The organism is Sphingomonas sp. IBVSS2 (assembly GCF_002127225.1).
Taxonomy (GTDB): Bacteria; Pseudomonadota; Alphaproteobacteria; order Sphingomonadales; family Sphingomonadaceae; genus Sphingomonas.
The window spans coordinates 305,855-326,995 of the sequence record NZ_NFUR01000002.1 but is presented as its reverse complement, the minus strand read 5'-3'; the positions used below and the strand labels follow the sequence as shown (position 1 = coordinate 326,995).

The 21,141-nt window shown below is 68.1% G+C and carries 26 protein-coding genes; 15 read left to right on the top strand and 11 right to left on the bottom strand.

Annotated elements, in window-relative coordinates:
• Positions 1-28 precede the first annotated feature (28 nt).
• Positions 29-436 carry a hypothetical protein gene (locus tag CAP40_RS07645; protein ID WP_144034271.1) on the bottom strand — a complete coding sequence of 136 codons (408 nt, stop codon included), beginning with the start codon at positions 434-436 and terminating at the stop codon, positions 29-31.
• The gene (gene glmU, locus CAP40_RS07640) at positions 436-1,794 is read right to left on the bottom strand and encodes a bifunctional UDP-N-acetylglucosamine diphosphorylase/glucosamine-1-phosphate N-acetyltransferase GlmU (RefSeq protein ID WP_086128794.1); all 1,359 of its coding nucleotides are present in this window, start codon (positions 1,792-1,794) and stop codon (positions 436-438) included. Before glmU ends, CAP40_RS07645 begins: the two co-directional genes overlap by 1 nt.
• Before the next feature lie 74 nt (positions 1,795-1,868).
• Here glmU and CAP40_RS07635 point away from each other — a divergent pair, with 74 nt between their 5' ends.
• Positions 1,869-2,579, top strand: coding sequence for an HAD hydrolase-like protein (locus CAP40_RS07635; RefSeq protein WP_086128793.1), 711 nt, complete (start codon positions 1,869-1,871; stop codon positions 2,577-2,579).
• Positions 2,580-2,601: 22 nt separating this feature from the next.
• On the opposite strand, the gene CAP40_RS07630 is transcribed toward CAP40_RS07635, so the two are convergent.
• The 5 genes from CAP40_RS07630 to CAP40_RS07610 all read right to left on the bottom strand — a co-directional run bounded on the left by CAP40_RS07630 (position 2,602) and on the right by CAP40_RS07610 (position 5,837).
• On the bottom strand, positions 2,602-2,967 hold the full coding sequence (locus tag CAP40_RS07630; RefSeq protein WP_086128792.1) for a VOC family protein: 366 nt from the start codon (positions 2,965-2,967) through the stop codon (positions 2,602-2,604).
• 87 nt (positions 2,968-3,054) lie between these two features.
• Complete coding sequence (locus tag CAP40_RS07625) at positions 3,055-4,065, bottom strand: nucleotidyltransferase family protein (RefSeq protein WP_086128791.1); 1,011 nt, start codon at positions 4,063-4,065, stop codon at positions 3,055-3,057.
• On the bottom strand, positions 4,062-4,907 hold the full coding sequence (locus tag CAP40_RS07620) for an HprK-related kinase A (protein ID WP_086128790.1): 846 nt from the start codon (positions 4,905-4,907) through the stop codon (positions 4,062-4,064). Before CAP40_RS07620 ends, CAP40_RS07625 begins: the two co-directional genes overlap by 4 nt.
• Positions 4,904-5,173, bottom strand: coding sequence for an HPr-rel-A system PqqD family peptide chaperone (locus CAP40_RS07615; RefSeq protein WP_086128789.1), 270 nt, complete (start codon positions 5,171-5,173; stop codon positions 4,904-4,906). The genes CAP40_RS07620 and CAP40_RS07615 overlap by 4 nt, the downstream gene beginning before the upstream one ends.
• Positions 5,174-5,450: 277 nt before the next feature.
• Positions 5,451-5,837, bottom strand: coding sequence for a hypothetical protein (locus CAP40_RS07610; RefSeq protein WP_086128788.1), 387 nt, complete (start codon positions 5,835-5,837; stop codon positions 5,451-5,453).
• 129 nt (positions 5,838-5,966) lie between these two features.
• Here CAP40_RS07610 and CAP40_RS07605 point away from each other — a divergent pair, with 129 nt between their 5' ends.
• From CAP40_RS07605 to CAP40_RS07555, 11 genes are all read left to right on the top strand, one after another.
• Complete coding sequence (locus tag CAP40_RS07605) at positions 5,967-7,163, top strand: ATP-binding protein (RefSeq protein ID WP_086128787.1); 1,197 nt, start codon at positions 5,967-5,969, stop codon at positions 7,161-7,163.
• 93 nt (positions 7,164-7,256) lie between these two features.
• Positions 7,257-8,288: a substrate-binding domain-containing protein gene (locus CAP40_RS07600; protein ID WP_086128786.1), complete on the top strand. Its 1,032-nt coding sequence runs from the start codon at positions 7,257-7,259 to the stop codon at positions 8,286-8,288.
• Between the two features lie 53 nt (positions 8,289-8,341).
• A complete protein-coding gene (gene pstC, locus CAP40_RS07595) occupies positions 8,342-9,718 on the top strand; it encodes a phosphate ABC transporter permease subunit PstC (protein WP_086128785.1) in 1,377 nt (458 codons plus the stop codon).
• Positions 9,711-11,009, top strand: coding sequence for a phosphate ABC transporter permease PstA (pstA, locus tag CAP40_RS07590; protein ID WP_256924069.1), 1,299 nt, complete (start codon positions 9,711-9,713; stop codon positions 11,007-11,009). Before pstC ends, pstA begins: the two co-directional genes overlap by 8 nt.
• On the top strand, positions 11,009-11,803 hold the full coding sequence (gene pstB / locus CAP40_RS07585; RefSeq protein ID WP_086128784.1) for a phosphate ABC transporter ATP-binding protein PstB: 795 nt from the start codon (positions 11,009-11,011) through the stop codon (positions 11,801-11,803). The genes pstA and pstB overlap by 1 nt, the downstream gene beginning before the upstream one ends.
• Positions 11,804-11,813: 10 nt before the next feature.
• A complete protein-coding gene (gene phoU, locus CAP40_RS07580; RefSeq protein WP_086128783.1) occupies positions 11,814-12,518 on the top strand; it encodes a phosphate signaling complex protein PhoU in 705 nt (234 codons plus the stop codon).
• 19 nt (positions 12,519-12,537) lie between these two features.
• Positions 12,538-13,230: a phosphate regulon transcriptional regulator PhoB gene (gene phoB / locus CAP40_RS07575; RefSeq protein ID WP_086128782.1), complete on the top strand. Its 693-nt coding sequence runs from the start codon at positions 12,538-12,540 to the stop codon at positions 13,228-13,230.
• 476 nt (positions 13,231-13,706) lie between these two features.
• Positions 13,707-13,997: a hypothetical protein gene (locus CAP40_RS07570; RefSeq protein ID WP_086128781.1), complete on the top strand. Its 291-nt coding sequence runs from the start codon at positions 13,707-13,709 to the stop codon at positions 13,995-13,997.
• Between the two features lie 108 nt (positions 13,998-14,105).
• A complete protein-coding gene (locus CAP40_RS07565; RefSeq protein WP_086128780.1) occupies positions 14,106-14,483 on the top strand; it encodes a hypothetical protein in 378 nt (125 codons plus the stop codon).
• A gap of 164 nt (positions 14,484-14,647) precedes the next feature.
• Positions 14,648-15,541, top strand: coding sequence for an SDR family NAD(P)-dependent oxidoreductase (locus tag CAP40_RS07560; protein ID WP_086128779.1), 894 nt, complete (start codon positions 14,648-14,650; stop codon positions 15,539-15,541).
• A gap of 96 nt (positions 15,542-15,637) precedes the next feature.
• A complete protein-coding gene (locus tag CAP40_RS07555) occupies positions 15,638-16,747 on the top strand; it encodes a hypothetical protein (RefSeq protein ID WP_086128778.1) in 1,110 nt (369 codons plus the stop codon).
• A 96-nt stretch (positions 16,748-16,843) separates the two neighbouring features.
• Here CAP40_RS07555 and CAP40_RS07550 read toward each other — a convergent pair whose 3' ends face one another.
• Entirely contained in the window at positions 16,844-17,734 is an 891-nt protein-coding gene (locus CAP40_RS07550; protein WP_086128777.1) for an EamA family transporter, read from the bottom strand.
• A gap of 115 nt (positions 17,735-17,849) precedes the next feature.
• On the opposite strand from CAP40_RS07550, the gene CAP40_RS07545 reads away from it, so the two are divergent.
• Complete coding sequence (locus tag CAP40_RS07545) at positions 17,850-18,332, top strand: Lrp/AsnC family transcriptional regulator (RefSeq protein WP_086128776.1); 483 nt, start codon at positions 17,850-17,852, stop codon at positions 18,330-18,332.
• Positions 18,333-18,360: 28 nt separating this feature from the next.
• Here CAP40_RS07545 and CAP40_RS07540 read toward each other — a convergent pair whose 3' ends face one another.
• From CAP40_RS07540 to epsC, 3 genes are all read right to left on the bottom strand, one after another.
• Positions 18,361-18,789: a GFA family protein gene (locus CAP40_RS07540; protein ID WP_256924068.1), complete on the bottom strand. Its 429-nt coding sequence runs from the start codon at positions 18,787-18,789 to the stop codon at positions 18,361-18,363.
• A gap of 127 nt (positions 18,790-18,916) precedes the next feature.
• A complete protein-coding gene (locus CAP40_RS07535; RefSeq protein ID WP_086128775.1) occupies positions 18,917-19,255 on the bottom strand; it encodes a DUF2794 domain-containing protein in 339 nt (112 codons plus the stop codon).
• Positions 19,256-19,945: a serine O-acetyltransferase EpsC gene (gene epsC, locus CAP40_RS07530; RefSeq protein ID WP_086128774.1), complete on the bottom strand. Its 690-nt coding sequence runs from the start codon at positions 19,943-19,945 to the stop codon at positions 19,256-19,258.
• Between the two features lie 154 nt (positions 19,946-20,099).
• Here epsC and CAP40_RS07525 point away from each other — a divergent pair, with 154 nt between their 5' ends.
• Both CAP40_RS07525 and CAP40_RS07520 read left to right on the top strand, forming a co-directional pair.
• On the top strand, positions 20,100-20,864 hold the full coding sequence (locus CAP40_RS07525) for a sulfite exporter TauE/SafE family protein (protein ID WP_086128773.1): 765 nt from the start codon (positions 20,100-20,102) through the stop codon (positions 20,862-20,864).
• Positions 20,865-20,955: 91 nt separating this feature from the next.
• Positions 20,956-21,135, top strand: coding sequence for a hypothetical protein (locus CAP40_RS07520; RefSeq protein WP_179187969.1), 180 nt, complete (start codon positions 20,956-20,958; stop codon positions 21,133-21,135).
• The last annotated feature ends 6 nt before the right edge of the window (positions 21,136-21,141 follow it).

Here is a 21,141-nt window from a genome sequence, read left to right as displayed (position 1 = left end):
TGGGTGTTCCTGTTCTAAGGCCCGGCGATCAGCCGAGGATTTCGATCTGGGCGACGCTGTCGACCGCGATGCGCGTCTGGAAATGCGCGCCCACCGGCACGCGGCGGGCAATGCCCTTCACGCGCACGCGCTTGCCGGTGAGCAAATCCTCGGGATATCCGCCGAGCTTCTGCTTCAGCGCGGCGATCGCCGCCGAATGCAGCTCGATGGTGAGGTTGCCTGGGTCCCGATAATTGGCCGCGGAGTTCAGATAGACGCTGAACCCGCCCGCACCGGCCGAGGCGACGACGAACTCGAACACCCCCTCGACCGCACCGGTCTTCGAGGCCGCGACGGCCTCGATCGCCTGGCCGGGGTTCATCGGCGCGGCGGTCTGCGCGGCGGCCGGCGCGGCGACGGTCAATGCAAGCATCGAGAACAGGGTTCGCATACGCATCACTTCTTCGCCGCCTCCTTCTTCGCCTTCATCGCCTCGCGGAACTTGCGCGCCCAGCCCGGCTTCACCTGCTGCTCGGCCCGCACGATCCCCAGCGCATCGGCCTCGACGTCGCGCGTCACCACCGATCCGGCCGCCACGATCGCTCCGTCGCCGATGGTGACGGGCGCGACCAGGGCGCTGTTGCTACCTACAAAAGCGCCGTTTCCGATCACTGTCCGGTACTTTAAAAATCCGTCATAATTGCAGGTGATCGTGCCGGCGCCGATGTTCGCCCCCGCACCCACCACGGCATCGCCGATATAGCTCAGATGATTGGCCTTGGCGCCCGGACCGAGCACCGCCTTCTTGATCTCGACGAAATTGCCGACCTTGGCACCCTGTTCGATCCGCGCGCCGGGACGCAGCCGGGCATAGGGGCCGATATCCGCGCCGGACAGGATCTCGGCGCCCTCGACATGGCTGAAGGCATGGATGGTAACCCGGTCCGCCACCGAGACGCCGGGGCCGAACACCACATTGGGCGCGATCGTCACGTCGCGGCCGACCTGGGTGTCATAGGCGAACCACACCGTCTCCGGCGCGATCAGCGTGGCCCCTTCCACCATCGCGCGGGCACGGCGGCGCTGCTGCCATTCCTGCTCGAGCATGGCGAGCTCGCCGCGGCTGTTCACTCCCGCCACTTCGATCGCATCGGTCTCTATCCCGACCGAGAAGCGGCCGTCGCGGCGCGCCAGCTCGACCAGGTCGGTAAGGTAATATTCGCCCGCCGCATTGTCGTTGCCGAGCCGGGCGAGCAGGCGGAACAGGTCCGCCGAGCGCACTGCCATCAGGCCGGAATTGCACAGCGTCACCGCCCGCTCCTCGGGCGTGGCGTCCTTGTATTCGACGATCTTGTCGAGCCTGCCGTCGGGGCCGACGATCACCCGGCCATAGGCGCCGGGATCCGCCGGCCGGAAGCCGAGCACGACCACGCTGGGACCGCCATCACCGTGGAGCGCGTCGAGCATCCGGCGCATCGTCTCGGTCGTGACCAGCGGCACGTCGCCATAGAGGATCAGCACATCGCCCTGGAAACCGGCGAGCGCGCCCTCCGCCATGCGCACAGCATGGCCGGTGCCGAGTTGCTCGGCCTGCTCCACAGTCTCGACGCCGAGCGGATGGACCGCAGCCTCGACCTGCTCGCGGCCTGCGCCGACCACCACCACTTCGCGCTCCGCGCCCAGCGCCTTCACGCTGTCGATCAGATGGAGCAGCATCGGCCGCCCGGCGATCGGGTGGAGCACCTTGTGGGTGTCCGACTTCATCCGCGTGCCCTTGCCGGCCGCGAGGATGATTGCTGCAATCGGTGCCGTCATTTTCCCTCCGTGCCCCCGCCCCCTGCCACGATAAGCTTGCCAATTCCATAGGTCCGCTGGCAGGCAGCACCGCGATGGCTGATTTCCCCTTCGACATCGTCGGCTTCGACTTGGACGGCACCCTGATCGATACCAGCATCGACCTGCTGGGCGCGACCAACCACGCGCTCGGCCTGGCCGGGCGGCCGCTGCTCGACAAGGCAGCGGTGATGACGATGGTGGGGCGCGGCGGCAAGCACATGCTGGAGCAGGCGCTGGAAGCATCGGGCGGCCATGACGAGGCGCTGATGGCCTGGCTCCACCCCGCGCTGCTCGACTGGTATCGCGACCATCTCACCGACCATTCGCGCCCTTTCCCCGGCATGATCGAGGCGCTGGACGCGCTGGCGTCCCGGGGCGCGACGCTGGCGATCGTGACCAACAAGCGCGAGGATCTGGCAGTGAAGCTGATCGAGGAATTGGGGCTGCGCGCGCGCTTCGCCACGATCATCGGCGGCGACACCATGGGCGACGGCAACGCCAAGCCCTCCGCCCTGCCCTTGCTGGAGATGATCCGCCGCTGCGGCGGCGGGCGCGCGGCGTTCGTGGGCGATTCGATCTTCGACACACTGGCGGCGAGGAATGCCGGGGTGCCGAGCATCGCCGTCAGCTTCGGCTTTCTCTCGCAGCCGGTGGCGGAACTGGGGGCCGACGCAGTGATCGACAGCTATGCCGAACTGGTGCCGGCGCTCGAGCGGCTGGGGGCCGAGCTCCCGGCCCGCCCCTCAACCGTCATCCCCGCCTGAGCGGGGACGACGAGGGAGAGGATCAGCCCCGATCCTTCAGCTGGTGGAGCAGGATGGCGTTGCCTTCGCTGTCCTCGATCACGCGCATGCGGCAGACGGGCGAGTGGATCAGGTCGCTCTTGAAGGTGACGCCCTTCCCTTCCAGCTCAGCGCAGAGCGCATCCAGGTCCTCGACCTCGAAGGCGATCGTGCCGCCGGCATCCGAGGCCGGCCTGTCGCCGGTGACGTTGGTAAGCGCGAGACAGCCGCCGCCGGGCAGATCGAATTCGATCCACGGAATCCCCTCGGGACCCTGGCTGGGCGGCAGGCCGAGCGTCTCCTCGTAGAAACTGCGCGCCCGCGCGAGATCGACGACCGGATACATGGTGAAAGCGACCTTGCGGAACATGGCGATCCCTTCTGCTCGAATGCCCGCGCAGAATAGCCGCAGGGCCCCCGCAGGGCAAGAATTTGTTCTTGTTTTGTTTCAACGTCTTCAGCCGACCGGCCGATAGCCCTTGCGGTATTTGGTCCAGAGATGCCGGGCGAGCATCAGCGGCGGCATGCGCAGCCAGTGGCTGCGGACATAGAAGCCCAGCCGGGTGAGCTTCCGGGTCTGGCGGCCCCAGCCGTCCCGCGCCGTCAGACGGCGGAGATAGAGGCGGTCGATGGCGCCGAGGCCCCGCCATTCCGGGGGCACCTCGGTGCCGTACAGGGCGTGCGACAGCCGGGCGGCGCGGGCCGTTTCGCGGGTCAGGCCGTGGCGACGGGCACGCTCCGACAGGCCGGCGGGTGCTTCGGACACGAACATGCAATGGATATCCCACAGATTGCGCATGCCGCCGGCGAGATCGCCGTCCGCCAGAAGATGGGCGGCGGCATGAAGCAGACGATCCGGGCCGGAAAGTATGGACAGGCCGTTGCCGAGCGGCTCGCTGGCCGCCAGCAGCGCCTCGGCGTCCGGGGTGATCCGGGCGGTGAGCGGCAGGATCGTGTGATGGACATCGATCATCCGGTCACGTTCGCGGTGGATCAGCGGGGGCAGCTCATGCATCCAGCGGCGATAATAGGCATCGTCATAGGGATCGGGCTTCACCCATTCCCAGCCCGCGGCGAGCAAGGCGGCCTCGGCTTCCCCGATCCGGTCGCGGGGGACCAGTATGTCCAGATCGCCGATGTTGCGGCCCACCGAGGGCGAGAGCCCGGCGGCGGCGAAGGCGGTGCCCTTGAGCAGGACGACCGGCATGCCCAGCGGCGCCAGCGCCCGCCGTGCCATCTCTGCCTCCCAGAGCGCCGCCAGGCGGACCTGCTCGGCCGAGGCGATGGCGTCCTCGACCAGGCGCCGGACCGCGGCGGGGAGCGCGAGGCCGTTCAGCCTATGGGCGAGCGTGCCCGCCATCTGCTCGGCCCGGGCCACCGCGAAGAGCTCGGTCCATTCCCCCGCGGTGAAATCCATCGCGAGGCTCGGCTCGCGCAGCACATGGGCCAGGCGCCAGCCGGGCGTCATGCCAGCGCCTCGACCAGGGCAATGCCGCTTTCGGTGTCCGGATAGTCGATCGCCCGCGCCGGCACCGTCCGGACGAGCCGGGTGAGCGCATCAAAGCCGCGCTCGGCGAGATGGACATAGTTGGTCGAAGCCTGGGTCAGCCGGACGAACGCCTCGCTCGGCGGCACCGGGCGTTCGGCGGCGGCGAAGCCGAAGCGTGGGAAGAGGAGGAGCGCCGGCTCGGCGGGCACGGCCATCGCGGCGATCGCCCGGGCATCGGGAACGAGATGGCGGATGTCGCCCTTGGGCGTGCCGGGAAGCAGCGGCCCGAACCGCGCATCGGGCAGCGCGGCCCGGACGACCGCGATCGCCTGGTTCTTCAGGCTGATCAGGCGGGGAAAGCCATGTGCCAGCCCGGTGGCGGGATCGATCAGCACGAACTCGTCGCCCATCAGCCGCCAGCCGCGCGCCATCAGCAGGGCGGCCAGGGTGGATTTGCCCGCACCGGAAATGCCGGTCAGCAACACTGCCTTTCCGCCCCGCTCGACCGCGGATGCATGCAGCAGCAGGAACCGGCGCTGGGCGAGCGCCATCTGGAGGTTCATCCCCATCTCGGCGGCGAGCAGCCCCTGGGCCAGCGGCAGCGGCGCGGCATCGGGAATGCTGTAGTCGCCGCCGATGTGGACGGCGGGGCGGAGGAATTTCCGCCAGGGCCGCGCGGCGAAGAGATGGACGTTGAAGTCGGGAATGTCGGGCCTGGGATAGTCGCGGTACAGGTCTTCCAGCCGGGCGATCGGCGCACGCCAGTCGCTGCCGATGCGGAAGGCCGCGGGACCGATGGCAAGGCGCGTGGCGTGCCTCACAGCCGCTCCACCAGGCCGGCCTGGACGAGTTCGTCGAGGCGGACGGCCAGCGCCGCGGGATCGGCGTCGAGCAGGTCGTACTGGTCCTTCAGCCTTGCGAGCAGCTGACCGACGGTGAGGGCGTCGGCGGCAAGCCCCTCGATCAGCTCGGGCACCGGCGCATCGACGACATGGGTAATGCCCGAGGCGCGGTGATAGATCAGCGTGAGCGCGTCGAGCGGGACGATGCGCAGGGTTTCCGGCGGCGCGGCGCGATAGGCCGTCATTTTGATTCACGCGAAGGCGCGAAGCCGCGAAGAAGATTTTGTTCGCGCGGAGGCGCAGAGAGCGCAAAGAGGTTTTGCTCGCGACCGGCCCCGGCGCCGCGGCAGCAGCAGGAATTTTGGAAACGTCGCAATGGAGGGCGCCGCTGGCGCGGCGCGAGGCATCTCAGCGCCCTCTGCGCCTCTGCGCGAACCGCTTCTTCCTTCTTCGCGGCTTCGCGCCTTCGCGTGAACGGAATCCTCTTCGTCGCGCCGTCGCGTCGTTGCGCGAACATGGGCCTCAGCCGCGCGGCATCTGCAGCGAGGCGAAGCAGGTGAAGCCGCTGGTGCCCGACTGGAGGCGGCGGATATAGTTGGTGTAGGCGCGGCTCTGCTCGTAGGTGGTGCCCGGCAGCGTGCCGCCGTTCAGCGCGCGCTTGACGTCCTCCGCCTTGAACGGCGTGCCCGCCGCGGGAAAGGCGCCCGGCGTGCCGGCGGGGACGAGCTTGCCGTCCGCCGCGACATATTGGCCGGCGCGGCCGGGATCGGGAACCGGGATCTCGCAATGCATCACCGAGGCGCTGGTCTGCGCCAGCGCCGGCCGGATCGAGACGATCGCCGATGCGCTCGCGGCGCCCAGCATCAGCGCGCGGCGGCTAGCCTTCGGGGCCGGATCTTCGTCTGCCATGGCGCATTGTCCTGCGCCTCTCGGCGTTTCGCAATCGTAAATTGTGGGACAGCCGCACCTCCGCTTTCACGGGAGCGCACTCAGTTGCGGGGATGACGAACGCGCGCGCCGCCCCTAGTAAGGCCCTGAATGCCCTATTCTCCTGGCATAAAGGCGCTCGCAGCGCTCGGCATCGCTGCCGCGGGCGCGCTCGCGGGGCTGCTGCTCAACGGCGACGTGCAGGCAAGTCTCGTCATGCTGGTGTGCGGCGTCGCCGCCGTGCTGGTGGCGACGGCGGGCGGCGACCCGATGGGCCCGCTCGACACCGCTCCCGCGGCGGCCGAGGGCCCGGGCATCGGCGAAGTGCTCGACGCGATCGCCGAACCGGTGCTGCTGATCGCCGACCGGCGCGTGATCGCCGCCAATCCGCCCGCACGCACCCTGCTCGGCCAGCATATCCTGGGCGAGGACGTGCGCGTCGCCATCCGCCATCCGGCCGCCGCCGAGCGGCTGATGAATCCGAGCGATCATGATTCCTCCGCGCCGATCCACCTGGTCGGCCTGGGCACGCGCGACCAGCGCTGGGAGATGCGCGTGACCGCGCTGGGCGACGGGCGCCGCATCGTCCACCTGATCGACCGCACCGGCAGCTATGCCAGCGAGCGCATCCGCGTCGACTTCGTCGCCAATGCCAGCCACGAGCTGCGCACCCCCCTCGCCTCGCTGCTCGGCTATGTCGAGACGCTGGAGGATGGCGCGAGCGAGGACCCCGGCATCCGCAAGCGCTTCCTGAAGATCATGCACGACGAGGCGCGCCGCATGCAGCGGCTGATCGACGACCTGATCTCGCTCAGCCGGATCGAGGCGGAGAAATATCGCGCGCCGGACAATCCGGTGGCGATGGACGAGCTGATCGACGAAGTGTGCCTGGAACTCTCCGGCGCGCCGCGCGCGGCGGACGTGGTGACCGAGATCGCCGAGACCGAGCCGGTGCGCGGCGACGCCTCGCAGTTGAGCCAGCTGCTCCACAACGTGATCGGCAACGCCATGAAATATGGCCGCGAGGGCACGCCGATCCTCGTCAGCCTGACGCCCGAGGGCGAATCGATGGTGCGGCTGACCGTAACCGACCAGGGCGAAGGCATCGCGCCCGAGCACCTGCCGCGCCTGACCGAGCGCTTCTACCGGGTCGATTCGGGGCGCAGCCGCACGCTGGGCGGCACCGGGCTGGGGCTCGCCATCGTCAAGCATATCGTCGAGCGCCACCGCGGGCGGTTCGACATCGCCAGCACCGTGGGCAAGGGCTCGACGGTGACCGTGCTGCTGCCCGTCCACCGATTGTCATGAACCTGTCACGCTAGAAGCCGAAGGGCCCCGATGGGGGCAGCCGTCCGGGCGCGTGCCCCGTGATTCTTACAATCCCAGGGACAGGAGACGGCGATGCTTGGCAGACTTGTGCTTTTCGCGCTTTCCGCAGTGGCTCTCTCGGCTTGCGACAGCGGGACCACCCGCCCGATCCGCGCCGTGGGCAGCTCGACCGTCTTCCCCTTCACCACCGCGGTGGCCGAGGCCTTTGTCAACCAGGACAAGCGCCGCGCGGCCCCGGTGATCGAATCGATCGGCTCGGGCGCGGGCTTCCGCGCCTTTTGCGAGGGCGTGGGATCGCAATATCCGGACATCGCCAACGCTTCGCGCCGGATGAAGCGTACCGAATACGACCTGTGCCAGAAGAACAATGTCGGCGAGATCCTGGAAGTGCAGATCGGGCTGGACGGCGTGGTGCTGGCCGAGAGCAATGCGGGGCCCAGGCTCAAGCTCACCCGCAAGGACCTGTATCTCGCGCTCGCGGCGAACCCGATGGGCAAGCCCAATGCCGCCAAGACCTGGAAGGACGTCAATCCGGCGCTGCCGGCCATCCCGATCTATGTGATGGGCCCGCCCTCGACCAGCGGCACGCGCGACGCCTTTACCGAGCTGATGCTCGAGCCGGGTTGCCTGGAGGCCTATCCCGAGGCCAAGGCGCTGAAGGCCGGTGCCGACCCCGCCAAGTTCCAGGACGCGTGCCTGCGCATCCGCGACGACGGCCCCTATGTCGACAAGGGCGAGAACGACAATCTGATCGTCCAGGGCCTGAGCCAGAACCCGAACGCGCTCGGCATCTTCGGCTATTCCTATCTCGAGGAGAATATCGACCGGCTGCACGGCACGCCGATCGAAGGCGTGGAGCCGACCAACAACGAGATCGTCACCGGCAAATATCCGGGCGGCCGCCCGCTCTACATCTATGTGAAGCAGCGCCACATCAAGGCGGTGCGCGGGATGCAGGACTTCCTGAACCTCTATGCCACGATGTGGAAACCCAAGGGCGAGCTGACCAAGCGCGGGCTGATCGCGGCGCCGAGCGAGGTGCAGGAACATTCGGCCGAGATCATCGAGAAGGGGATTGCGCTCGATCCCTCCCAGCTGCACTGAAACGAGGACATCATCGCTTCCCTTCCTGAATCCCGTACCGAGCTGACCTCCTGGTGAATGTCTTCGCGCTCCTGTTCGTGGTGGTCGGCCTTGGCCTGATCGGCTGGTTGACCGCGCGCGCGCGCGCCGTGCGGTTCGATCGCGGCGGACAGAAGCGGCTGCATTCGCTACCGTCGCAGCATGGCTGGTACGTGGCGATGTGGACGGTGCTGCCCGCGCTGCTGTTCGTCGCGGCCTGGACCGCGCTCAGCCCCGCGCTGATCAGGGACCAGGTGCTCAAGGCGCCTGCGGCCAGCCAACTCTCCGACTTCGCGTTCGAGCGCGACACGATCCTGGGCGAGGCGCGCGACGTGGCGCTGGGCCGGGCCGATTCGACCTTCGATCCCACCGCGGACGCGCTGGTGGCGCCGATGCGCGAGGCGATCGGTTTCTACGGCTGGACCGGCACGGCGATCGCCATCCTGCTGGCCTTTGCCGGCGGCGCCTTCGCGTTCAGCCGGATCAGCCCCGCCTTCCGCGCCCGCACCCGCGTGGAGCGCGGGCTGATGCTGATCCTGCTCGTCGCCTCGCTGATCGCGATCCTGACGACGATCGGGATCTTCCTGTCGCTGTTCTGGGAATCGATCCGCTTCTTCGCGATGGTGCCGCCGCAGGATTTCCTGTTCGGCACGCACTGGAGCCCGCAGCTGATCGACCCGAACAACCCGGGCAAGTCGCTGGGCGCGGTGCCGCTGTTCTGGGGCACCTTCTTCATCGGCGCGGTGATCGCGATGCTGGTGGCCATCCCCTTCGGCCTGATGAGCGCGATCTATCTCACCCAATATGCCGCGCCGCGCGTGCGCCGCTGGATGAAGCCGATGCTCGAGATCCTCGCCGGCGTGCCGACGGTGGTCTATGGCTATTTCGCCGCGCTGACCGTGGCGCCGGCGGTGCGCGACCTCGCGGTGCATCTGGGCATGCCCTTCGCCTCGGCCGAGAGCGCGCTGGCCGCCGGCCTGGTGATGGGCGTGATGATCATCCCGTTCGTCTCCTCGCTGGCGGACGATTCGATCGCCGCGGTGCCCACCGCGATGCGCGACGGCAGCCTGGCGATGGGCGCGACCAATTCCGAGACGATCTCGCGCGTGCTGCTCCCCGCGGCACTGCCGGGCGTGGTGGCGGGCGTGCTGCTCGCCGTTTCCCGCGCGATCGGCGAGACGATGATCGTGGTGATGGCCGCCAGCGGGGCGGCCAACATCACGCTCAATCCGTTCGAGAGCGTCACCACCGTCACCAAGCAGATCGTCGACCTGCTGACCGGCGAGAGCGAGTTCGACAGCCCGAAGACGCTGGCCGCCTTCGCACTGGGCCTGACTCTGTTCGTGATCACCCTGCTGCTCAACATCGTCGCGCTGCGCGTCGTGAAGAAGTATCGCGAAGCCTATGAGTAAGCGCGCCGCCCCCGCCCCCGTGCCCGAGCGGACGCCGACCGACTGGAAGGGCGCGGCGATGCAGAAGCGCATCCGCCGCCGCTACGCCGCCGAGCGGCGCTTCCGCCTGTTCGGGATGCTGGCGGTGATCCTGTCCGCCGCGTTCCTGGCCTTCCTGATCCTCACCATGGTGGCGAACGGCGCGCGCGGCTTCACCCGCAGCGAAGTGGCGCTCGACCTCGACTTCCCGAAGATGGGGCTCGCGGTCGACCGCGCGCATCTCTCGACGCCGGGCGCCGACCTGGCGCTGTCGGGCGCCGGGCTGCAGGACAAGGTGGAGATCGCGGCGGAGAGCGGCGGCGATCATTCGCTGGCCGCGAACAGCGCCTGGATCACGGTGCGCGACGCGATCAAGGCGGATCCCTCGATCCTGGGCGGCAGGAAGACCATCTGGGTACCCGCATCGACCGCGCTCGAGATGGGCGCGCGCGGCGAAGGCACGGCGGCCGCACAGGCGGATGCGAGCAGGCTCCGGAGCGCCGGCAAGCTGCGCACCGGCTTCAACTGGGGTTTCTTCACCGCGAGCAATTCGAACGATCCCGTGGCGGTGGGCATCTGGGGTGCGCTCAAGGGCTCGCTCCTGACGATGCTGGTGACCTTCCTGATCGCCTTCCCGGTGGGCGTGCTCGCGGCGATCTATCTCGAGGAATATGCGCCGAAGAACCGCTGGACCGACCTGATCGAAGTCTCGATCAACAATCTGGCGGCAGTGCCCTCGATCATCTTCGGCCTGCTCGGGCTGGCGGTGTTCCTCGGCACCTGGGAGATTGGCGGGCACAGCTTCGGCCCGTTGCTGCCGCGCTCGGCGGCGGTGGTCGGCGGGCTCACCCTCGCGCTCATGATCATGCCCGTCATCGTCATCGCCAGCCGCAACGCGATCAAGGGCGTGCCGCCCTCGATCCGCGACGCCGCGCTCGGCATCGGCGCGAGCCGGATCCAGGTGGTGTTCCACCATGTCCTCCCCCTCGCGATGCCGGGCATCCTGACCGGCACGATCATCGGCATGGCCCGCGCGCTGGGCGAGACCGCGCCGCTGCTGCTGATCGGCATGCGCGCCTTCATCGTGACCGCGCCCCAGGGCTTCACCGATCCGGCCACCGTGCTGCCCGTGCAGATCTTCCTGTGGTCGGACGAAGTGAGCCGCGGCTTCGTGGAGAAGACCAGCGCGGCGATCATCGTGCTGCTGGTGTTCCTGCTCGCCATGAACGGGCTCGCCATCTATCTTCGCAACAAGTTCGAGACCCGCTGGTAATGACCGACGCCACTCTCTTTCCCACTGCAACGGCGACCGGGCACAAGATGTCGGCGCGGGGCGTGAACGTCTTCTACGGCGACAAGCAGGCGATCCGCGACGTCTCGATCGATGTCGACATGGACCATGTGACGGCGTTCATCGGCCCGTCGGGCTGCGGCAAGTCGACCTTCCTGCGCACGCTCAACCGGATGAACGACACCATCGCCTCCGCCAGGGTGACCGGCGACATCACGCTGGACGGCGAGGACATCTATTCCTCGGCGATGGACGTGGTGCAGCTGCGCGCGCGGGTGGGCATGGTGTTCCAGAAGCCCAATCCCTTCCCCAAGTCGATCTACGAGAACGTGGCCTATGGCCCGCGCATCCACGGCCTGGCCGCCTCCAAGGTCGCGCTGGACGGGATCGTCGAAGGATCGCTGCGCCGCGCCGGCCTGTGGGACGAAGTGAAGGACCGGCTGAGCGACAGCGGCACCGCGCTTTCGGGCGGCCAGCAGCAGCGCCTGTGCATCGCCCGCGCCATCGCGGTGGACCCCGAGGTGATCCTGATGGACGAGCCCTGCTCGGCGCTCGATCCGATCGCCACCGCCAAGATCGAGGAGCTGATCCACGAGCTGCGCGGGCGCTATGCGATCGTGATCGTGACCCACAACATGCAGCAGGCGGCCCGGGTCAGCCAGAAGACCGCCTTCTTCCATCTCGGCCAGCTGGTCGAATATGGCGACACCGACAATATCTTCACCGCGCCGAAGCAGGAGCGGACGAAGGATTACATTACCGGCCGTTACGGCTAGGAGTAGGCCCATGGCGAGCAGCCACGAACATACCGTCAAGGCGTTCGATCAGGATATCGGGCAGCTGCGCGCGCTCATCTCGCAGATGGGCGGCCTGGCCGAACAGGCGATCGAGGACGCGATGCTGGCGCTCCAGCGGGGCGACACCGCGCTCGCCAACGAAGTGCGCCAGAAGGACAAGCAGATCGATGCGATCGAGGCCGAGCTGGAGAAGCTCGTCGTCCGCGTGATCGCGCTGCGCGCGCCGATGGCGGACGATCTGCGCGAGATCATCGCCGCGCTGAAGATCGCCGCGGTGATCGAGCGGATCGGCGATTATGCCAAGAACATCGCCAAGCGCGTGCCGATGATCCATGGCGAGGCGGGCGAGGAACGGATCGACGTCGTCTCGATCCTGCCCGCGATGGGGCAGCTGGCGGCGGACATGGTGCACGACGTGCTCGACGCCTATTCGGCGCGCGATGCCCAGGCGGCGGTGCGAATCTGCGCGCGCGACAATGCGCTCGACGATTTCTACGATTCGATCTTCCGCACGCTGGTGACCTACATGGTCGAGAATTCGAGGACGATCAGCCAGGTGGCGCACCTGCTGTTCGTGGCGAAGAACCTGGAGAGGATTGGCGATCACGCCACCAACGTGGCCGAAATGGTCTATTTCGCGGCGACAGGCGATTACATGGCCGAGCGCGAGACCGGCGAGGCCCAAGCGAACTGAGCGGGGAAACGGGGAATATATGGCCCGAGTGAAGATGCTTCTCGTCGAGGACGACGCCGCGATCGCGGAACTGGTCGCCTATCACTTCAAGCGCGAAGACTATGAGGTGAAGCACACGCCCGATGGGGAAGAGGCGCTGCTGCTCGCCAAGGAGGCGACACCGGACATCGTGCTGCTCGACTGGATGGTCGAGGGACTGAGCGGGATCGAAGTGTGCCGGCGCCTGCGCCGCATGCCCGAGACGGCCAATGTGCCGATCATCATGCTCACCGCGCGCGGCGAGGAGGAAGATCGCGTGCGCGGGCTGGAAACCGGGGCGGACGACTACGTCACCAAGCCCTTCTCCCCGCGCGAGCTGGTCGCCCGGGTGGGCGCCGTGCTGCGCCGCGTGCGCCCGGCACTGGCCGGCGAGGCGCTGACCTATTCGGACATCGAGATGGACACGGTGGGCCACAAGGTGCGCCGCGCGGGCGAAGTGGTGCAGCTGGGGCCGACCGAGTTCCGGCTGCTCAAGCATTTCCTCGAGCATCCGGGCTGGGTGTTCTCGCGCGAGCGGCTGCTCGATGCGGTGTGGGGGCATGACAGCGACATCGAGAGCCGCACGGTGGACGTGCACATCCGCCGGCTGAGGAAGGCGATCAACAAGGGCAACCGGCCGGACATCATCCGCACCGTGCGCTCCGCGGGATATGCGCTCGACGCGGGGAACTAGGGGTACGGCCTGGGGGTAGAACCCGATCAGGCCTTTGATTCCCTTCGCAACTCCAGCTTCCTTCGTCATCCCCGCGAAAGCGGGGACCCATCTCGTGCACTGGCCGCGAATACGCCCGCAGTGATTGGAGACGGTCCAGGAGATGGGTCCCCGCTTTCGCGGGGATGACGGACCAGGCCCGCCGTCGCCCCAGCCTTGTGCCGGGGTGGACCGCCCGCAGTTTCTGCCCGCGAGCCTCCCGTCCGATGCCCGCCTCGCCGTGGATCCCGGCACAAGACCGCGGTGACGGTCGGTGGTTGGCGCCCTCCTGCCGCCTTCCTCTCTTCGGCCTCCCGCATCCGGGGTCGCCGCCCACGGACAGGCGCACCGCCACGGCCCGCCTCCCCACATGACCACAATTTAACGAAACCAACCGCGTCTCCTCGCGTTGCAGGCACGGGCGTAACGATCTCGCCCGGTTTCAGGAGACGCATCCCATGAAACTACTTGCCCTGGCCGCCGCGCTGACCCTGGTCGCTGGCGCCGCGCATGCGCAGACTTCGGCGCAAAAGGCCGATTCCCCCACCAACAACGATGCCAGCAAGCTGGGCGGTTACGCGCCGGCCGCGCCGCTGTTCAGCAGCGGCTCCACGCCGCCGCCGGGAACCCAGGTGGTCTTCGTGCCCAGCACGCAGACGCCCACCCAGGCTTTCCCGCCGCCGGCACCCAAGGCGGTATATCCCATGTGCAAGCGCGGCCAGTTCGACGGGTGCCGTCAGCGCCAATAGCGCCGATCGCCCCTTTTTGCGGGACCGAATGTGCCGGGCGCGCAACGTCGCGCCCGGCACATGCGTTTTCCGGAGGCAGGCGGGTGGGGCGATAGAGAGGAAGTTTCGATGAAGTTCATGCTCCTGGCATCGGCCCTGGCGATGGGCGGCACCGCCATCGCGCAGGACATGCCCCAGACGGCTCCGCAGACCGCGCCGGCCCCTGCCCCTACCCCGCCCGCGCCGCCGACCGACGCTGCGCCGCCACCGCCGCCGGCCGATCCCGCCATGCCTGCCGATCCGGCGGCACCGCCGCCCCCGGCCACCAATCCGCCACCCGCAGCGCCGGAAGCGCCCGCCGCCCCGGATGCGGCGATGGCGCCCACTCCGCCGGCAGCGGCTCCGGCGCCCCCGGCACCCGAGGCAGCCGCGCCGATGCCCTCCGATCCGAAAAGCTATCCGCGCTGCTCCAGGACCATCAAGGACCATTGCCGCCAGTCGCGGTGAGGCCAGTCGCGATGAGGGACCTGGGAGGGACCTGGGGCGGTCGCTATTGCCGCCCCTTCCCGTCATCCCGGCGAAAGCCGGGATGACGATTGCGGCGCCGGATGACGGCTGTTGTTGCGGCGCGGTCGTTGTGGCTAAGGTCTCCCCGATATCGGGAGAGACCAATGACCATCGACTTCAAGGACCGCGTCGCCATCGTCACCGGTGCGGGGGGCGGCCTGGGCCGCGCCTATGCGCTCGAACTGGCGAGGCGCGGGGCGAAGCTGGTGATCAACGACCTGGGCGGCGCCCGCGACGGCACCGGCCATTCGGACGCGGCGCTCAAGGTGGTCGAGGAAATCGAAGCGCTGGGCGGCGAGGCGATATCGAATGGCGGCAGCGTGACCGACTACGACCATATGGTCGCGATGGTCGAGGCGGCGAAGGCCAAATGGGGCCGGATCGACATCCTGATCAACAATGCCGGCGTGCTGCGCGACAAGAGCTTCGTCAACATGGAGCCGGCCGATTTCCGCTTCGTCGTCGACGTCCATCTGATCGGCTCCGCCAATTGCGCCAAGGCAGTGTGGCAGACGATGCGCGACCAGAATTACGGCCGCATCCTGATGACCGCTTCGTCCACCGGCCTGTTCGGCAATTTCGGTCAGGCGAATTACGGCGCGGCCAAGCTCGGCCTGGCCGGGCTGACCAAGACGCTCTACCTCGAAGGCGCGAAATACGGGATCAAGGTCAACACGATCGCGCCGGTGGCGGGCACGCGGATGACCGAGGACCTGTTCCCCGAAGAGGCTTTCAAGGCCTTCGCCCCCGAGAATGTCGCCCCCGCCGCGCTGTTCCTCGTCTCCGAGGACGCCCCGACCAACCAGATCGTCGGCGCGGGCGGCGGCGTGGTCCAGGCCGCCTATGTGACGCTGACCCAGGGCGCGAAGCTCGAAGCGCTGACCCCAGAGGCAGTGCAGGCGCAATGGGCACAGATCACCGACCGGACCGGCGAAATCGTGCCGGGCTCGGGTGCGGAACAGACCATGCTGATCCTGGGGAAGCTGCAAAGGGGCTGAAACTCCCCTCCCTTGCAGGGAGGGGGACACAACCGCCTCACCGTATTGCATCACTAATACACATATGGTAAAACCTCCCCACAGGAGGAAACTGCCATGTATAGCGAGAGCGATCTGGCCAGTGCCGTGGAAGCGGGGGCGCTTTCCCCCGCCGCCGCCAATGCGCTGCGCAACTATGTCGCCGAGCGCCGAGCGGCGCCCGCGGTGGACGAAGAACATTTCAAGCTGCTCACCGGCTTCAACGACATCTTCGTGGCGATCGCCGCCGCGCTGATCCTCGTCGCCGCGGCCCGCATCGGCGCCTATTTCGGGGTGCTGCTGATCGGCGCGGGGCCGGAAGAGCGGGTCGTCGGCGGCAACATGATCGGCGGGGGCTTCGCCGTGGCAGCGACCAGCTGGATGCTCGCCGAATATTTCACCGCGCGCCGCCGCATGGCGCTCCCCTCGATCCTGCTGATGCTCGGCTTCACCGGCGGCATCGCGGCGGGTCTCTCGGGCATCTTCGCCGCCAACATCCCCTGGATCGAGCAGCAGATGCACCTGGCGACCGACCTGCAGAAGCAGCAGCTGGCCGGCGGCGTCGCCGCGGCGGTGGGGCTGCTGACCGCCACCGCCACCTGGATCCACTGGAAGCGCTTCATGGTGCCGATCACCGTGGCAGCCGGCGCGCTGGCGCTCGTCGGGGTCGGCGTCTCGCTGGTGCTAGCCTTCGTGCCCCAGGCCAAGGACTGGGTGAACGAGATGCTGCTGGTTGCGGGCGTGGCGATGTTCTTCTTCGCGATGCGCTGGGACATGAGCGACCTGCAGCGCCGCACCCGCCGCTCGGACGTCGCCTTCTGGCTGCACCTCGCCGCGGCGCCGCTGATCGCGCACCCGGTATTCCACATGCTCGGCGTGTTCGACGGCGAGGTGACCGGCCCGGTCGCCGCGGTGGTGATCGCGCTCTATGTGGCCTTCGCCTTCGTGGCGCTGGCGGTCGACCGCCGTGCGCTGCTCGTCTCCAGCCTGATCTATGTGCTCTGGGCGATGTATGCCCTGTTCCAGGCGACCGGCGCGGTCGAGCTGGCGGCGGCGCTCACCGCACTGGTGATCGGATCGGCGCTGCTGCTGCTCTCCGCCTTCTGGCAGCCGGTGCGACGCATCGTCGTCGGCCTGCTCGGCGGGCTCGAGGAGCGGCTGCCGCCCACCCAGATCGTGACGGCCTGATCCTGACATAGGCCTTTCACGCGGAGAGCAAGGTCCCCAGCCCGGCTTTCCAAATCCTGCCCCTCCCGTGCCCCGGCACGGGAGGGGTTTTCCCGTCTAGGGCTGCTCGATCGCCGCTCCGGGACGGGCGCTGATCGCGGTGCCGACCGAGGAGACGACGATCAGGCAGACCGCCAGCCACTGGGTGCCGGTGAGCACCTCGCCCAGCAGCAGCAGCCCCATCAGCGCCCCCACCGCGGGCTCGGCGCTGAGCAGGGTGCCGAACGTGTTCGCCGGCAGCCGCGGCAGTGCGATCATCTCGAGCGCGTAGGGGATGGCGCTGGAAACGATGCCGACGAGCAGGCCGAGCATCAGCGCCTCGGGCCGCAGCAGCGCCGCACCGGCATGGGCCACGCCCACGGGAACGGCGAGCAGGGCCGCGATCAGCATGCCTCCGGCCGCGGCGGCGGGCCCGTGCGCCTGGCCGGCATGGCGGCCGGTGAGGATATAGGCCGCCCAGCAGGCACCGGCGATCAGCGCGAGCGCGACGCCGCGCCAGTCGAGATGCGCGGCGCCCTTCCAGATCGGCAGGAGCAGCAACAGGCCGAACACCGCGATCCCGATCCACAGGAAGTCGATCCGGCGCCGCGAAGTCAGCACCGCGACCGCGAGCGGGCCGGTGAACTCGATCGCAATAGCGATGCCGAGCGGGATGTAGGACAGAGCCTTGTAGAAGCTGAGGTTCATCACCCCGAGCACGAGGCCGTAGCCGAGCAGCGAGCGCCAGCCGGTGTCGAGCCGCAACCGCCACGGCCGGAAGATCGCCGAGAGGATCGCCGCGCCGACGATCAGCCGCAACGCGGTCGCCCCCTCGGAGCCGACCAGCGGGAACAGCTGCTTGGCGAAGGTCGCGCCGATGGTCACCGACAGCATCGACAGGAACAGCGCGCCGAGGCCGACGGCATCGAGGCGCGGGGAATGGGGCCGAAGGGCGACGACACTGCTCATCGAACGATACTCGAACGGATGTGGAAGGAACGCCCCGAGAGATAGGGATTTCCGTCGATAAGAGCGGTTTATCTTTGCGGTTATGCGATAAATTTTATCACGCTATGCTGCTGCGATGACGAAGATTGAATCGCTCGATTCGTTCGACCTCAAGCTGCTCGAATTGCTTCAGGTCGATGTGCAGCAGCCGGTGGCGATGCTGGCGGAGAAGGTCGGCCTCTCCGCCCCCGCCTGCTATCGCCGCATCCGCCGGCTGCGCGAGACCGGCGTGATCGAGCGCGAGATCGCCGTGGTGCGGCCGAGGACGCTGGGCTGGCCGCTCTCGATGATCGTGCTGGTGACGCTGGAGCGCGAGAATGCCAACACAGTGGCCGAGATGTTCGAGATCTTCCGCGCCGAGCCCGAAGTGATGGAGGCCTGGAACGTCACCGGCGACCATGATTTCGCGGTGCGGGTCATCGCGCGCGACATGGAAAGCTATGACGATCTGGTACGCCGCCTGTTCTCGGCAGACGAACGCGTGCGGACCTTCGAGACCCTGGTGGTGATCCGCGAGACCGGGGGGATGAGCCCGGTCCCGGCGGCCTGGGAGCGCTGATCCGGGCGATTGCCGGAAGCGCGCCGCGTCAGGCGCTCTCGATCCCGGCCTTCGCCATCACCTCGGCTCCGGTCATCCGCTCGCGCTCGCCGGCAAAGGCATAATAGTTCGGCTTCTCGTCGATGAAGATCTCTTCGGCCAGGTCATGGCCGTCCAGGCCCTCGAACAGGCCGGCCTGGAAGGAATAGCCCGATTGCGGCCGGTAGAAATAGAACAGATGCGTGCCGCACCTCCGGCAGAAGCCGCGCTCCGCCCAGTCGGAGGACGGATAGCGCACGACATGCTCGGCGCCTTCGATCTCGGGGTCGGGCACCAGCCTGAGCGACAAGGCGGGGCCGCCGCCCCAGCGCCGGCACATTCCGCAATGGCAGGCGCCGATATGCGGCTCGGGCGGGGCGATCCGCACCTGCACCGCACCGCACAGGCATTGGCCTTCGAGCTTCACGCCATCCGTCACGACAATCCCCTTCCGGTTGGCCTGCGGGCATAGCGCGACGCGGAGGGCCCGGCCATCCCGCAAGCGGGGCGCGCGTGACAATCCTCGTGGCGCCCGGTGGGGAGGCTGACGGTCGGCGTCCTGCCCCTCACTCCTCGACCAGCTTCATCAGCCGCCGCTCGACCGGGGCCAGCACCGGGCCCAGATCGTGCCCGCGCTTGAGGATCATGCCGCTCTCGTTGACCAGCGCCCACATGCCCTGGCGGTTGCGCAGCGCCGGGCGCTTCTCGATCCGGTATTCCGGGCGCTCGGCGGCGCGGCGGAACGCGGCGAAGATCGCGGCATCGGTGTCGAAGTTCATCGCATAGTCGCGCCAATGCCCGGCGGCGACCATGCGGCCATAGAGATCGAGGATGCGGGTGAGTTCCGGGCGCTCGAAGCCGACCTGGCCGGGACGTCCGATAGGGAGCGGGGTTACGGTACCCATCTAGGCGCTGTCGCGCTGCTCCCCTTGCTCGCGGCGCTCGGCCAGCACGGCATCGAGCCGCTTGCGCATCGCCTCCAGCTCGCAGCGCATGATCTCGAGCTTCTGCGTCTGCGGATCGAACAGCTCGCTGCAGGGCGTGCCATAGGGCACGAAATCCTTCTGCCACTTCTGCGCCTCGACCAGCGTGGACTTGGCCGGGATGCCGACCATCACCGCGCCCTCGGGTACGTCGCGGGTGACCACGGCATTGGCGCCGATGCGGGCGCGTTCGCCCACGATGATCGGCCCCAGCACCTGCGCGCCGGAGCCCAGGATCGCGCCGTCCCGGATGGTCGGGTGGCGCTTGCCGCCCACGCCATTGTCCGGGCTGGTGCCGCCCAGGGTGACGCACTGGTAGATGGTGACGTCGTCGCCGATCTCCGCGGTCTCGCCGATCACGACGAAGCCATGGTCGATGAAGAAGTTGCGGCCGATCCTCGCGCCCGGATGAATGTCGATCGCGGTGACGAAGCGCGACCAGTGGTTCACGACACGGGCGAGGAAGAACAGGCGGTTGCGGAACAGCGCATGGGCGATCCGGTGATAGGCGAGCGCCCACACGCCCGGATAGAGCAGGATCTCGGCATGGCTGCGCGGCGCGGGATCGCGGGCGCGAATGGAATCTAGATACGCCTTAAGACGCTGGAACATGGCCGGTTCCCCTTTGCCGCGTCCATTTAGTGCATGATCCTTCCGATTTCCAGAACGGCCCATCCCAGGCTTTGCCGCGCTAAACACTATGTATCTTGTTGGAACGCGTCGCCGCCGTCATCCATTCCCCTCAGGCCCAAACTTCAAGGTGCGAATGATCTTTGGAATCGACCTTTCCGCCCTGTTGCCGTTCATTGCCGTGGGCTTCGCCGCCCAGATGGTGGACGGCGCGCTGGGGATGGCGTTCGGGGTGATCAACTCCACGCTGCTGGTGAGCGTGATGGGCGTTCCGCCCGCACAGGCATCGGCGATGGTGCACACCGTCGAGACTTTCACCACGGCCGCGTCGGGCGCCAGCCATATCTGGCACAAGAACGTGAACTGGAAGCTGTTCGGCCGGCTGCTGATCCCCGGCGTGATCGGCGGCGTGCTGGGCGCCTATGTGCTGAGCAACATCGACGCGTCGATCGCCCGTCCCTTCGTCATGACCTATCTCGCCTCGATCGGCGTCTACCTGCTCTACCGCGCATGGCGCGGCAAGGTGGAGCCGCGCGAACCGAAGATCATCGAGCCGCTGGGCCTTGCCGGCGGCTTCCTCGACGCGGCCGGCGGCGGCGGCTGGGGGCCGGTGGTGACCAGCAACCTGCTCGTCCAGGGGGCAAGCCCGCGCACCACGATCGGCACGGTGAACACGGTGGAGTTCTTCCTCACCGCCACCGTCTCGGCCGCGTTCATCGCCACGCTGGGCTGGGCCGCGTTCTCGCTGCATACCGTCGGCATCCTGATCGGCGGACTGATCGCGGCGCCGTTCGGCGGCCTGCTCGCCAAGCGAGTGCCGACCCGCGCGCTGATGACGCTGGTGGGTGCGCTGCTGACCCTCACCAGTGCCTATTCGGTGTACGTCGCGCTGACGCGTTGAACGGCGGGCGCCGGACTTTACGCGATCCTTATGCGCGGGCGCGCTTTCCCTCTCGAAGCTTAATGCCGGGCGGGCCCATATCCCGGCCATGTTGGACCGTAGCAAAGCGCGCCGCCGTGCGCGCATCCGGCGCCTGGGCGCCTATGAGGGCCCGTGGCAACGGCGCTGGACCAGCGTCGTCGACTGGCTCGGCGCGCGCCGCCCGCTCGACCTTATCCTGGGCTGCATGATCCTGATCACCATGATCTCGATGATCGCCCGGTCGATCTGATTTCGG